12 protein-coding genes are annotated in these 12720 nt (G+C 69.8%); 5 read left to right on the top strand and 7 right to left on the bottom strand.

Going from position 1 to position 12720, the window contains the following annotated elements:
• Positions 1–69: 69 nt before the first annotated feature.
• Complete coding sequence (locus tag ACFQV6_RS31995; protein ID WP_378031372.1) at positions 70–1950, top strand: sulfatase-like hydrolase/transferase; 1881 nt, start codon at positions 70–72, stop codon at positions 1948–1950.
• 144 nt (positions 1951–2094) lie between these two features.
• Here ACFQV6_RS31995 and ACFQV6_RS31990 read toward each other — a convergent pair whose 3' ends face one another.
• Positions 2095–3975: a propionyl-CoA synthetase gene (locus ACFQV6_RS31990; RefSeq protein WP_378031371.1), complete on the bottom strand. Its 1881-nt coding sequence runs from the start codon at positions 3973–3975 to the stop codon at positions 2095–2097.
• 118 nt (positions 3976–4093) lie between these two features.
• A complete protein-coding gene (locus tag ACFQV6_RS31985; RefSeq protein WP_378031370.1) occupies positions 4094–4702 on the bottom strand; it encodes a TetR/AcrR family transcriptional regulator in 609 nt (202 codons plus the stop codon).
• A 139-nt stretch (positions 4703–4841) separates the two neighbouring features.
• Between ACFQV6_RS31985 and ACFQV6_RS31980 the strand changes: the two genes are divergently transcribed.
• Both ACFQV6_RS31980 and ACFQV6_RS31975 read left to right on the top strand, forming a co-directional pair.
• Complete coding sequence (locus ACFQV6_RS31980) at positions 4842–6005, top strand: acyl-CoA dehydrogenase family protein (protein ID WP_378031369.1); 1164 nt, start codon at positions 4842–4844, stop codon at positions 6003–6005.
• On the top strand, positions 5995–7101 hold the full coding sequence (locus tag ACFQV6_RS31975; protein WP_378031368.1) for a CaiB/BaiF CoA transferase family protein: 1107 nt from the start codon (positions 5995–5997) through the stop codon (positions 7099–7101). Before ACFQV6_RS31980 ends, ACFQV6_RS31975 begins: the two co-directional genes overlap by 11 nt.
• Positions 7102–7149: 48 nt before the next feature.
• On the opposite strand, the gene ACFQV6_RS31970 is transcribed toward ACFQV6_RS31975, so the two are convergent.
• The 3 genes from ACFQV6_RS31970 to ACFQV6_RS31960 form a co-directional block, all read right to left on the bottom strand.
• The gene (locus ACFQV6_RS31970) at positions 7150–8709 is read right to left on the bottom strand and encodes a methyl-accepting chemotaxis protein (protein ID WP_378031367.1); all 1560 of its coding nucleotides are present in this window, start codon (positions 8707–8709) and stop codon (positions 7150–7152) included.
• Positions 8710–8923: 214 nt separating this feature from the next.
• Entirely contained in the window at positions 8924–9274 is a 351-nt protein-coding gene (locus ACFQV6_RS31965; protein WP_378031366.1) for a UBP-type zinc finger domain-containing protein, read from the bottom strand.
• Between the two features lie 44 nt (positions 9275–9318).
• The gene (locus tag ACFQV6_RS31960; protein WP_378031365.1) at positions 9319–9696 is read right to left on the bottom strand and encodes a winged helix-turn-helix transcriptional regulator; all 378 of its coding nucleotides are present in this window, start codon (positions 9694–9696) and stop codon (positions 9319–9321) included.
• A gap of 132 nt (positions 9697–9828) precedes the next feature.
• On the opposite strand from ACFQV6_RS31960, the gene ACFQV6_RS31955 reads away from it, so the two are divergent.
• Positions 9829–10680: an SDR family oxidoreductase gene (locus ACFQV6_RS31955; protein WP_378031364.1), complete on the top strand. Its 852-nt coding sequence runs from the start codon at positions 9829–9831 to the stop codon at positions 10678–10680.
• A 1-nt stretch (position 10681) separates the two neighbouring features.
• On the opposite strand, the gene ACFQV6_RS31950 is transcribed toward ACFQV6_RS31955, so the two are convergent.
• Positions 10682–11143, bottom strand: a complete 462-nt coding sequence (locus tag ACFQV6_RS31950; protein ID WP_378031363.1) for an aminoacyl-tRNA deacylase — start codon at positions 11141–11143, stop codon at positions 10682–10684.
• A 58-nt stretch (positions 11144–11201) separates the two neighbouring features.
• Here ACFQV6_RS31950 and ACFQV6_RS31945 point away from each other — a divergent pair, with 58 nt between their 5' ends.
• Positions 11202–11570, top strand: a complete 369-nt coding sequence (locus ACFQV6_RS31945) for a DUF427 domain-containing protein (protein ID WP_378031362.1) — start codon at positions 11202–11204, stop codon at positions 11568–11570.
• Here the strand turns inward: ACFQV6_RS31945 and ACFQV6_RS31940 are convergent.
• A complete protein-coding gene (locus tag ACFQV6_RS31940; RefSeq protein WP_378031361.1) occupies positions 11567–12571 on the bottom strand; it encodes a TIGR03617 family F420-dependent LLM class oxidoreductase in 1005 nt (334 codons plus the stop codon). The genes ACFQV6_RS31945 and ACFQV6_RS31940 overlap by 4 nt on opposite strands.
• Positions 12572–12720: the final 149 nt, after the last annotated feature.

Raw genomic sequence — 12720 nt, 5'->3', positions numbered from 1 at the left:
GCAAGAGTGGGTGACACGCGGCTCAGATCTTGGATGAACCATCACGGCCGGGGATGCGTTCCCCATGACGTGCAGCAGACAGACCTCGCCGATCCGCAGCCGAAGCCGGACGAACCAGCCACCCCGGACGAAGCCCCGCCGGCGGAGCCCACAGCTCTCCCCGAGGAGCTCACTACTCCTTCCGAGGAGTCCACAGCTCCCTCCGAGGAGTCCACAGCTCCCTCCGAGGAGCCCACCGCCTCGTCCGGGGACGAATCGGACCGGGCGGTCCTGGAAGACTCCGCTGACTCGACCGGAAAGCCGCCCGGCCGTGTACGCCGCCTGGTGCGCTCGCCCCGGTTCCAGACCGGCCTGACCGTCCTGGCCTGCGTGATCGTGTTCGCCGCGCTGCTGTACCCGAACGTGCTGAAGCGGCTCAACCCCGGCGGGTTCGCCCGGATCCCGATCGAGGCGGGCCTCGGCATCGCCCTGCTGATCCTCGTGCCCCGGCGGGTACGCGTCGTCCTGGCGTCGATCGGCGGCATCGTCCTGGGCCTGCTGATCATCGAGAAGTCGCTGGACATGGGCTGGTTCGAGACCCTGGCCCGGCCGTTCGACCCGATTCTCGACTGGGAGCTGCTCGGTGACGCGTACGGCTTCGCCCGTGACGTCTACGGACCGGGCTGGGCGTACGCCGCCATCGCCGGGATCGCCCTGCTCGTCCTCCTGGTCCCCGCCCTGACCACCTGGGCCGTCCTGCGGGTCGCCGCGCTGCTCGGCCGGTTCCGCAAGATCTCCGCCTACACGGCCGGCGGCGTGACGGCCGTCTGGCTGGTCGCCCTGCTGCTCGGCCTCCAGATCGTCCCGAAGGTGCCGGTCGCCGCCCGCTCCACCGTCACCTACGCGTGGGACCGGGTCACCCAGGCGAAGGCCGGCATCGCCAACGAGGCCAAGTTCGCCGAGGAGGTGAAGGTCGACCCGTTCAAGGACACCCCCGGCGACAAGCTGCTGACCGCGCTCCGCGGCAAGGACGTGATCTTCACCTTCGTCGAGAGCTACGGCCGCAACGCCCTCGAGGCGCCGGAGCTGGCACCGGGTGTCAACGCCGTCCTCGCGCAGGGCACCACCAAGCTGCAGCAGTCCGGTTTCGCGGGCCGCAGCGGCTGGCTCACCTCGCCCACCTTCGGCGGCAACAGCTGGCTGGCCCACTCGACCTTGCTCTCCGGCCTCTGGATCAACAACCAGGGCCGGTACCGCAACCTGACCGCCAGCGACCGGCTCACCATCCCGTACTCGTTCAAGCGGGCCGGCTGGGACACCGTCAGCGTCATGCCGGGTGCCACCCGCGCCTGGCCGGAGGGCACCTTCTACGGCTACAACCGGGTCTGGGACAGCCGCAACCTCGGCTACCAGGGCCCCAAGTTCAGCTGGGCGCCGATGCCCGACCAGTACACGCTCAAGCAGTTCACCGAGCTGGAGTACAAGAAGCCGGGACGTCAGCCACTGATGGTGGAGATGCCGCTGGTCTCCAGCCACACCCCGTGGGCGCCGATCCCCGAGTTCATCGAGTGGGACGCGGTCGGTGACGGGTCGGTCTACGCCGACATCGCCAAGAACCAGAAGACCAAGGCGGAGACCTGGGCGTTCTCGCGGCGGGTCAAGAAGGCGTACGGCGACTCGATCGAATACACCCTGACCACGCTCATCGACTGGGTGAAGAACTACGCCGACGACAACCTCGTGCTCGTCTTCCTCGGCGACCACCAGCCGTCCAAGGCGGTCTCCGGCGAGAACGCCAGCCACGACGTGCCGATCACCATCGTCACCAAGGACGGCGCGCTGCTGGAGCGGATGAACGCCTGGAACTGGTCCGAGGGCCTGAAGCCGGCAACGGACGCCCCGGTCTGGCCGATGAACACTTTCCGGGACCAGTTCCTCACCACGTTCGGCTCACAGAGCACGCCACACTGACAGAGCACGCCACACTGACAGAGCACGCCGCACTGACGCGGTGGGCGGCGCCCGACCGGTCACTCCCGGGCGCCACCCACCCCCAGCTGGCTCTCAGTGCTGTCCCGCGGCCCGGCGGACACCACTGAGAGCCAGCCCGTTTCGCTACCGGGGTGTCCGGAGCACCGGGCGCAGGGATTCCAGTACGTCGGGGTTCTCGATCGTCGACGGCACCGGCTCGTCACGGCCGTCCGCGATCCCCCGCATCGTCGCCCGCAGGATCTTGCCGGAGCGGGTCTTCGGCAGCGCCGCCACCACGTCCACCCGGCGCAGCGCGGCGACCGGCCCGATCCGCTCCCGGACCAGGGCGATCAGCTCCGCCTCCAGCGCGGCCGGGTCGGCGGCGGCATCGCTGCGGACCACCACGAACCCGCGCGGCACCTGGCCCTTCAGCAGGTCGCCGACGCCGATCACGGCACACTCGGCGACCGCCGGATGGGCGGCCAGCACCTCCTCCATCGCGCCGGTCGAGAGCCGGTGACCGGCCACATTGATCACGTCGTCGGTGCGCCCCAGCACGTACAGGTAGCCGTCCTCGTCGAACACCCCGCCGTCACCGGTCAGGTAGTTGCCCTGGAACGCGGACAGGTAGGAGCGCACGTACCGCTCGTCGTCCTGCCAGAGCGTGGGCAGGCACCCGGGCGGCAGCGGCAACCCGATCACGATCGCGCCCTCCTGCCCGGCCGGTACGGCGGCACCGGCCCCGTCGACCACCCGCACCCGATAGCCCGGCATCGGCACCGACGGGGAACCCGGCCGGGTCGGCAGCTGCTCCAGGCCCCGCGGGCTCGCCGCGATCGGCCAGCCCGTCTCGGTCTGCCACCAGTTGTCGATCACCGGTACGCCGAGCAGGTCACCGGCCCACTCGTACGTCCGGGTGTCGAGCCTCTCCCCCGCCAGGAACAGCACACGCAGGCTGCTCAGATCCCGCCCGGCCAGCAGCTTGCCCTCCGGGTCCTCCTTGCGGATCGCCCGGATCGCTGTCGGCGCGGTGAACATCGCCGCCACCCGGTGCTGCTCGGCGACCCGCCAGAACGCGCCCGCGTCCGGGGTGCCGACGGGTTTGCCCTCGTACAGGATGGTGGTGGCACCGGTGAGCAGCGGACCGTAAACGATGTACGAGTGCCCGACGACCCAGCCCACGTCCGATGCGGCCCAGAAGACCTCGCCCGCCCGTACCCCGAAGATGTTCTCCATCGACCAGCGCACCGCCACCGCATGGCCGCCGTTGTCGCGCACCACGCCCTTGGGACGGCCGGTCGTCCCGGACGTGTAGAGAATGTAGAGCGGGTCCGTGGCCCGCACCGGCACACAATCCGCCGGTGCCGCCCTCTCGACGGCCTCGTCCCAGGTCAGATCGCCGTCCCGCAGGGTCGCCGGCGCCTGTGGCCGCTGCAGGATCACCCGATGGTCCGGCCGGTGCGCCGCCTCGGCCAGCGCCGCGTCGAGCATCGGCTGGTACGGCAGGACCCGCCCGCCCTCGATCCCGGAGGAACTCGCCACGATCACTTTCGGGCGCGCGTCGTCGATGCGCGCGGCCAGCTCCCGGGCGCCGAACCCGCCGAAGACCACCGAGTGCACCGCTCCGAGCCGGGCACACGCCAGCATCGCGACGACGGCTTCGGGCACCATCGCCATGTAGATCACCACGCGGTCGCCCCGCTCGACCCCCAGGCCACGCAGCGCACCGGCGAACAGGGCCACCTCGTCGCGCAGCTCACGGTACGTGCGGACACGGACCTGGCCGGTGACCGGACTGTCGTGGATCAGCGCGGGCTGATCGCCGCGCCCGTCGAGGACATGCCGGTCCAGGGCGTTGTGACAGGTGTTCAGCTCGGCGTCGGGGAACCAGCGGAAGATCGGCGCCTCGCTGTCGTCGAGGATCCTCGTGGGCTCGCGGTGCCAGTCGATCGCGGTCGACGCCGCACGCCAGAAGCCCTCGGGATCGGTGATGCTGCGGTCGTACGCCTGCCGGTAAGCACCCATGATCTGACGCTGCCCCCGGGCGGCCGCTTTGTCCAGTGCGTCACGCCCCGTTGCGCATCCTAGGAGGCTAGTCAGCAGCCGGACCGGACCGTCCGCCAGAGAGACCTCTCGGTCCGCATCAACCCGCTTGCGGGAACACTCGTTCCACCATCGTGAGCAGCGTCGTACTCAACAACGTGTGCACCTGCTCCCGGCTCAGAGCTCCCCGCTGCAACCACTCCCGAGCCGTGTAGATCGCCAGCCCCACATAAGCCCTGGCCATCCCCCGCAGCGCCTCCGCCGGCCGCTCCCCCAGCCCCAGGGCCTCCAGCACACTGTCCGCCGCGACATCAACAGCCTCGGCGATCACAGCGTCAACTTCCGCATCACCGCCCATGCCGCCGGCCGAGATCGCCGCCAGCCAGGAGGTGCTGTGCCGGGAGACGACGTCGAGGAACCAGTTGACGATCGCTTCGGCCCGTTCGGGCAGATCGCCCCCGGGTAGGCGCTCGACAGCGACGGCGGGCACTGTCAGCATGATCCGTACGACTTCGAGGTAGAGGTCCTTCTTCGTCCCGAAGTAGTGGTTGACGAGGCCGCGCGCCACTCCGGCGATTCGTGCCACGTCGGTCGTGGAGACCTCGGCATACGGTTTCTCACCGAACAGGCGGACGGCGACCGAGAGGATCTGTTCGCGCCGGGCGTCCGGTTCGAGCCGACGCCGCCGGGTCGCCTCGACGTGTACCACCAGATGACCTTACGTCACGTCGATTCATCGCGTTCCGAGATCGGGGGTGAATCGATGCAACGATCGGATTTAGCGATGAATAGTGACAATTCATATCGGGCTTATTGACACATCGCCAATAGTGATCGAGGGTGTATCGATGCCAACGCCTGGATTGGACGGCTACACCGAGCCGTGGCGCAAGCCGGAACACGACGACCTGGCCGAGCTGGCCCGCACCTTCTTCACGAAGGAGGTGGTGCCGCACGCCGGCCGCCTGGGTAAACAGGGCCACCCCGACCGAGAGCACTATCTCCGCGCCGGCGAGCTGGGGCTGCTGGGCCTCTCCGTGCCGGAGCAGTATGGCGGCGGTGGCGGCGATTTCACCCACGAGGCTGTGCTGTTGCACGAACAGACGCTGGCCGGCGAGGGTAGCCTCGGCCTGGCGGTGCACAGCGGCATCGTCACCGGCTATCTCAACGAGTACGGGACCGAGGACCAGAAACAGCGCTGGCTGCCCGGTTTGTGCTCCGGTGAGCTGATCGGCGCGATCGCGATGACCGAGCCGGACGGCGGTTCCGACGTCCAGGCGATACGGACCCGGGCGGTCCGCGACGGCGATGACTACCTGGTGAGTGGCTCGAAAACCTTCATCACCAATGGGTATCTGGCGGACTTATTGGTCCTGGCCGTGAAGACCGATCAGTCCGCGAAGGCGCACGGCATCTCCCTGATCGTCTGCGAGCTGACCGACGGCGCGCCCGGCTTCCGGCGCGGGCGCAACCTGGAGAAGATCGGGCTGCACGCCAACGACACGGCCGAGCTGTTCTTCGACGAGTTCCGGGTGCCGGCCGGCAACCTGCTGGGCACCGAGAACGCCGGCTTCTTCCAGCTGATGCAGCAGCTGCCCCAGGAACGCCTGGTGATCGGCGTGGGAGCGGTCGCCGCCATGCAGCGGGCGGTCGAGCTCGCCACGGCGTACGCGAAAGATCGCACCGCCTTCGGCAAGCCCCTGATCGGCCACCAGAACACCCGGATGGTCCTGTCCGACTGCGCCACCCGGACCCGGGTGTCCCGGATCTTCGTCGACGACTGCATCACCCGGCACACCCGTAATGAGCTGGACGTGGCGACCGCCGCGATGGCGAAGCTCTACCTCACCGAGGGCCAGTGCGAGGTGGTCGACCGCTGCCTGCAGATCTTCGGCGGTTATGGCTACACCACCGAGTACCCGATCGCCACGATGTATGCGGACGCCCGGGTCCAGAAGATCTACGGCGGCACGAACGAGATCATGAAGGAGCTGATCGCGCGTGTCCTCTGAGCCGGGCCCCCACCGCACCGGTCCGCTGAGCGGCGTCAAGGTCGTCGAGCTGGCCGGCCTCGCACCCGGACCGTTCGGTTGCATGGTGCTCGCCGATCTGGGCGCCGACGTGATCCTGGTGGAGCGCCCCGGCGGCAGCGGACCGCTCGTTCCGCCGTCCGGTCCGCTCCAGCGCAACCGCCGGGTGGTCACCCTCGACCTGAAGAGCGAGGCCGGGATCGGAGACCTGCTGCGCCTGGTGGAGCGGGCCGACGTGCTGGTGGAGGGCTACCGCCCCGGGGTCGCCGAACGCCTCGGCTTCGGTCCCGCCGAGTGCGAGAAGATCAACCCCAGGCTGGTGTACGGCCGGATGACCGGCTGGGGACAGGATGGTCCCCTGGCCGCCGCCGCCGGGCACGACATCGACTACCTGGCGATCGCCGGCGCCCTGGAGCCCCTCGGGCGTCCCGGCGAACCGCCGCACGCGCCGATCAACCTGCTCGCGGACTTCGCCGGCGGCGGGATGCTGCTGGCCGTCGGTGTCCTGGCCGCCCTGCTGGAGCGGGAGCGCTCCGGCCGCGGCCAGGTCGTCGACGCCGCGATGGTCGACGGCTCGGCGCTGCTCACCACGTTCCTGCACGGCATGATCGGCGCCGGGATGTGGCCGGGCGGCCGCGGCGAGAACCTGCTCGACGGCGGAGCACCGTACTACGACACATACCGGACGTCGGACGGCGGATACGTGGCGGTGGGCGCGCTGGAACCGCAGTTCTACGCGGCGCTGCTGCGCGGGCTGGACGTGGACGGCGAGGGGCTGCCGCACCAGCTGGACCGGTCCGGGTGGCCGGAGCTGCGGCGGATCCTCACCGAACGGTTCGCCGCCAGGAGCCGGGACGAGTGGGAGGAGATCTTCGCCGGGCTGGACGCGTGTGTGAGCCCGGTGCTGACTCCGGGCGAGGCGGCGGATCACCCGCACAACCGGGCCCGGGAGACCTTCGTGGAGGTGGGCGGGATGCGGCAACCGGCTCCGGCGCCACGCTTCGGCCGTACCCCCGCCGATGCACCCACCCCGGCCGATGCGACAACGGTGACCGACGTCCTGGCCGGCTGGAAATGACGGAGGGCCGGCCGCCTTCCGGCGACCGGCCCCGCACGTGCTCCTTCGTCAGAACTTGAAGGCGCCGACCAGGTTGCGCAGCTCCTCCGCGGTACGCGACACCTCGGTGCTGGCCTCCAGGGTCTGGTTGACCCCGCCGACCGTGGCCGCGCTCGCCGACGAGACGTCGCTGATGTTCGTGGCGATCCGGCTCGAACCGGCGGCCACCTCGGCGATGCTGCGGCTCATCTCCCCGGTGGTGGCGGTCTGCTCCTCCACCGCCGACGCGATGGTGGTCTGGAAATCGTTGATCTGCGCGATCACCTCGGAGATCCGGTTGATCACCTCGACCGCGCCGCCGGTGTCCTGCTGGATGGCGTTGACCCGGGCGTGGATGTCCTCGGTCGCGCGGGCGGTCTCCTGAGCCAGGTCCTTGACCTCGCTCGCGACCACCGCGAAGCCCTTGCCGGCGTCGCCCGCTCGTGCGGCCTCGATGGTCGCGTTCAGGGCCAGCAGGTTGGTCTGCTCGGCGATGCTGGTGATCAGCTTGATCACGTTGCCGATCTCGGCCGACGACTCACCGAGCTGCCGGATGGTGTCGGTGGCGCGGGCCGCCTCGGCCACCGCGATCGCGGCGATCTGCACGGCCTCGCTGGTGTTGCGGGAGATCTCGCGGATCGACTGGCCCATCTCCTCGGAGCCCGCGGCGACGGTCTGCACGTTGCGGGAGATCTCGTCGGCCTCGGTCGAGGCCGAACTGCTCTGCCGGTCGGTGTTGTCCACCGCCGCGGCGATCTCACCGGAGACGGCCGCCAGCTCGGTCGAGGCGGCAGCCAGGCTGTCGGCGTCGTGGGCGATCGTCTGCATCGACTCGCGCAGCTTGTCCAGCGAGCGATCGAGGCCGGCCGCCATCTGACCGAACTCGTCGCGGCTGGAGATGTCGCTGCGCACGGTCAGGTCACCGCGGTCCAGCGCGTCGATGACCAGGCCGAGCTTGCGAACCGGGCCCAGGATCGAGCGGACCATCGGGAGCGCCAGGGCGACCAGCAGCACCAGTCCGATGCCGGCCACGAGGATCGCTGTCGTCCGCGTCGAGCTGACCGTGTTCGCCAGGTCGGCCTCCTGCTCGGCGACCGCCGCCAGCACCTTCTCGCTGAGCGCGTCGAGCTCGTCGTCGGTCTTGTTGTTCCGCTCGGAGATCTCGTCGGTCCGCCCGATCACGGCCTTCGGGCTGGCCACACCGGCGGTGACGAATTCCGTGATGAACGTGTTGAAGTCCTGGAAGTCCGGGCGGTAACCCTGGAATTCCTGAAGCATGGCAGTGGGCAGCCCGCACGAGACCACCCCGTCGGCAGCCTCGACCGACGACTGCACGTCGTCCTTCACGTCGCCGCTCACGTCGTGCCCGAGCGCGGCCCGGTACGCGTCCACCTTCAACTCGCTCTGCCTGTTGTTCAGGTGGTTGATGGCGGCGGTGCAGGCTTCCAGGGCGCGCATCTCCTCGGCCTGGGTGGTGAGGCTCCGCTGCCCGAGCAGCGTGATGGCGCCCATGCCACCGAGCGCGAGCGCACCGGTGGTGACGATGATGCCCAGCCGTTTGGCTGTGCCGATGTTGCCCAAGGCGCCCATCTGACCTCCACGATTCTCCGACGTCAGATCCATCGACCGTTCCGGCCCGCACCTGAGAGGACATTTCAGGGGCCGGTACGTTCGGATGCAGACGATCCGGAAGCGGAGAATCGCGGGCTTGCTGATCGGTCAGCCTGGCGGCGGGTCAGCGGCCTTTGTCGCGGCGGGTCAGCGGCCTTTGTCGCGGCGGGTCAGCGGCCTTTGTCGCGGCGGGTCAGCGGTTCAGCTTGGTGCGCCAGTCGCCGGGGACGGCGCCGGCCGGGCCCGGCACCGGCTGGTCGTCGGGGCGGCTGGTCGGCGCGGCCAGCTCGGGCCCGTTGGCCGCCTGCTCGGTGGAGAAGTCCCAGAACCAGTCCTCGCCCGGCTCGAAGGACTGCATCACCGGATGCCCGGTACTGCGGAAGTGCGCGGTGGCGTGCTGCGACGGCGAGGTGTCACAGCACCCGACGTGGCCGCACTGGGCACAACGGCGCAGGTGGAACCACCAGCCGTCGGCGGACAGGCACTCCGCACAACCGGTGCCCGAGGGCGGGACGTCGGGCTGGATGGAAGCTTCAGCGGTCACACCGAAAACCTATCGCATGCCGTTCCGGGCACCGATCCCGCAGCTCAGCGTGCCCGGTCGTAGCCGGCCTGCGCCTCTCGAACCTGGCCGATCTCGCCCTCGACCAGTTCGATCAGCTCGACCAGCTTGGCGGCGACGCGCTCGCCCAGCTCGGTGAGGCTGTATTCGACGCGGGGCGGGATGGTCGCGTGCACGTCACGGCGGACCAGACCGTCGCGTTCGAGGGCCTGCAACGTCTGGGCCAGCATCTTCTCGCTCACCCCGTCGACGCGGCGGCGCAGGGCGTTGAACCGGTACGACCCCTCGTGCAGTGCCGCGAGCGCGAGACCGCCCCAGCGCCCGGTGACGTCGGCCAGCACCGAGCGGGAGGCGCAGTCCCGCGCGAACACGCTGGCGACCAGCTCGTCGCTCGGTTCAGTCATGCACCGGACGATACCGGCGTCCGGCCGACCCTGCGAAGTGACAGCACTCACTAGCAGTTGGCGCTTTCGAAAAGTTAGTGCATTCTTCTGGCCAGTGCCGCAGTTTCCTGTCTCGAACCCTTGGGAGTCACCATGACCATCGCCGTCACCGGAGCAACCGGCCAGCTCGGCCGTCTCGTCATCGACGCGCTGATCAGCCGGGGTGCGGCGCCGGGCGAGATCGTCGCCGCCGTCCGCGACACCACGAAGGCCGCCGAGCTGGCCGCCCGCGGAGTCCAGGTACGCGAGGCCGACTACAACCGCCCGGAAACCCTGACCTCAGCGTTCGCCGGCGTCGACCGGCTCCTGCTGATCTCCGGCAACGAGGTCGGCAAGCGGCTCCCCCAGCACACCGCCGTCGTCTCGGCGGCTCAGGCGGCCGGGGTGGGCTTCCTCGCGTACACCAGCATCTTGCGCGCCGACACCAGCACCGTCGGTCTCGCCCCCGAGCACAAGGCCAGCGAGGAGGTAATCGCCTCGTCCGGGATCCCCTACGCGTTCCTGCGCAACGGCTGGTACACCGAGAACTACGGCGCCTCGTTCGGCAGCGCGCTGAGCACCGGTGCGTTCGTGGGCAGTTCCGGTGAGGGCCGGATCGCCGCCGCCACCCGCGCCGACTACGCCGAGGCGGCGGCCGCCGTGCTGCTCTCCGGTGAGCCGGGCGTCTACGAGCTCGGCGGCGACGCGTTCACGATGGCGGAGCTCGCCGCCGAGGTCTCCCGCCAGACCGGTACGCCGGTCGTCTACCGTGACCTGCCGGTCGCCGAGTACCAGGCGATTCTCGTCAGCGCGGGCCTGCCGGAGGGGTACGCCGGCCTGCTCGCCGACACCGACCTGAAGATCGTCGACGGCGAGCTGGACACCGACAGCGACGACCTACCCCGCCTGATCGGCCGCCCGGTGACGCCGCTCCCGGACGCGGTGGCGGCTCTGCTGAAGAACTGAGTCAGGCTTCGTCGGTCACGTCGGCGAACGAACCGTTCAGCGCCGAGATCGCGGCGTCCGCTGTCAGCCGCAGCGCGACGCCGCGCTCGCCGGCGCCGAGGCTGATCGTGCGGCCCCGGGTGCGCTCGTCGGCGATCACCGGCCACGGGCGGGCCGATCCGAACGGGGTGATCGTGCCGCGCTCGTACCCGGTTGCCTCCTTGGCGGTGGCCGCGTCCGGCATCGACAGGCGGCTGACACCGAGAAGGGCGCGCAGTTTCGGCCACGAGATGACCCGGTCGCCGGGGACGAGGACGAACAGGTATTCGCCTTCGGCGCGCCGTACCACAAGGGTTTTGACCAGATCTCGCACTTCCACCCGCTGCGCGGCCGCCGCCTCGGCGACGCTGTTCACCGGCCCGTGCCGGACCACCTCGTGCTCGACACCGGCGGCGCTCGCCGCCTCGATCGCGGAACTGATCACCGGATCACCCTAACGGCTGCACCGGAACGGACGGCCGAAGCGCTAGTAGGGTCGGCTTATGAAGCCGCGCCTGCACCCAGGACCGAATCACCCGATCACCGTCACGCCGAGCGACCAGCACATCGTCGTCACCGTGGCCGGCAAGGTGGTTGCCGACACCCGGAACGCGGTGACGCTGCAGGAAGCCTCCTACCCGCCGGTGCATTACGTGCCGCTCACCGACGTGGACCAGAGCCTCCTGGAGCCGACCGCGACGCAGAGCTACTGCCCGTACAAGGGCGACGCCACCTACTACACGATTCCCGTCGGCGGTGAGAAGGCCGTCGACGCGATCTGGGAGTACAAGGATCCCTACGACGCGGTCGCCGGGATCAAGGGTCACGTCGCGTTCTACCCCAACCGCGTCGACTCGATAGAGATCGACTAGTCGCGCAGTGCGGATCGGACCGCAGCCATCTGATACCGATCTGCCTCGTACGGCGTATATAGCGAAATCCGATCAATCGCTGATCCGAATCGCTCGCGCAGCCCGGCGGCCACCACCGCCGGGTCGCCCGCGATCGCGAACGCGCCGAGCACGTCATCATCGATCTCGGCGGCCATCTCCGCCCACAGCTGCCGCCGGGACAGCACGTTGAGCCGGTCCGCCAGCTCACCCCAGCCGTGCAGCTCGAGCACCGGCCGATAGGCGGGCGTCGACGCGTAGAACGCGATCTGCCCGCGAACGGCCTGCTCAGCCCGCGCCCGCTGCTGCTCGTCGGTGCCCAGCACCACCATCACGCTCATCGCCAGGCTGAACCCTTCCAGGCTCCCGCCCCGCGCCTCGCGCACCGCCGGCACGATCCGCTCGCCGAGATACTCCGCACTGGTCAGCGGATGCACCAGCAGCCCGTCCGCGACCCGCCCCGCCGCCCTGATCATCAGCTCACCGACCGCCGCCAGCTCCACCGGCGGATTCCCGAACGGATTCGGTCCCGGGCTGAAGAACTCAGTCATCAGCGTGTGCTTGTAGAACTCCCCCCGGAACGCCAGCCGCTCCCCCGTCTCCCACGCCCGCCAGATCGCCCGCAGCGCCGCCACGAACTCCTCCATCCGCGCCGCCGGCCTGCTCCACGGCATCGCGAACCGCCGCTCGATGTGCGGCTTCACCTGCGACCCCAGCCCCAGCCGGAACCGCCCCTCCGAGATCAGCCGCAGATCGTTCGCCAGCACCGCGACATTCATCGGATTCCGCGCGAACGCCACCGCAATCCCCGACTGCAGCGTGATCCGGCTCGTCGCCCGCGCCACCAGCGCCAGCGTCGTGAACACGTCATGCCGGGTTTCCGCAGCCGCAAACCCGTCATATCCCACTTGTTCCGCCGAAACAGCCGCCGCTTCCACCTCTGCGGGCGAGGCCGCGACCGGCGCGGCGAAGTCAACCAACATCCCACACACTTAACACCAAAGATCTTTTCTGGTACGCCCGACGCCGTCCCCGAACCCAGCTCCCCCGTCCCGCCTCCTCCGCAAGGGCGGGTCCGCCCGGCGCGCCCCGCCTCGGCCCCGTCCCACTCACCCCCTCCCCCTCCCCCTCC

This window comes from Actinoplanes sp. GCM10030250, assembly GCF_042666575.1.
Lineage (GTDB): Bacteria > Actinomycetota > Actinomycetes > Mycobacteriales > Micromonosporaceae > Actinoplanes.
The sequence above is the reverse complement of the archived record's forward strand: the minus strand, read 5'-3'. Positions and strand labels throughout refer to the sequence as shown.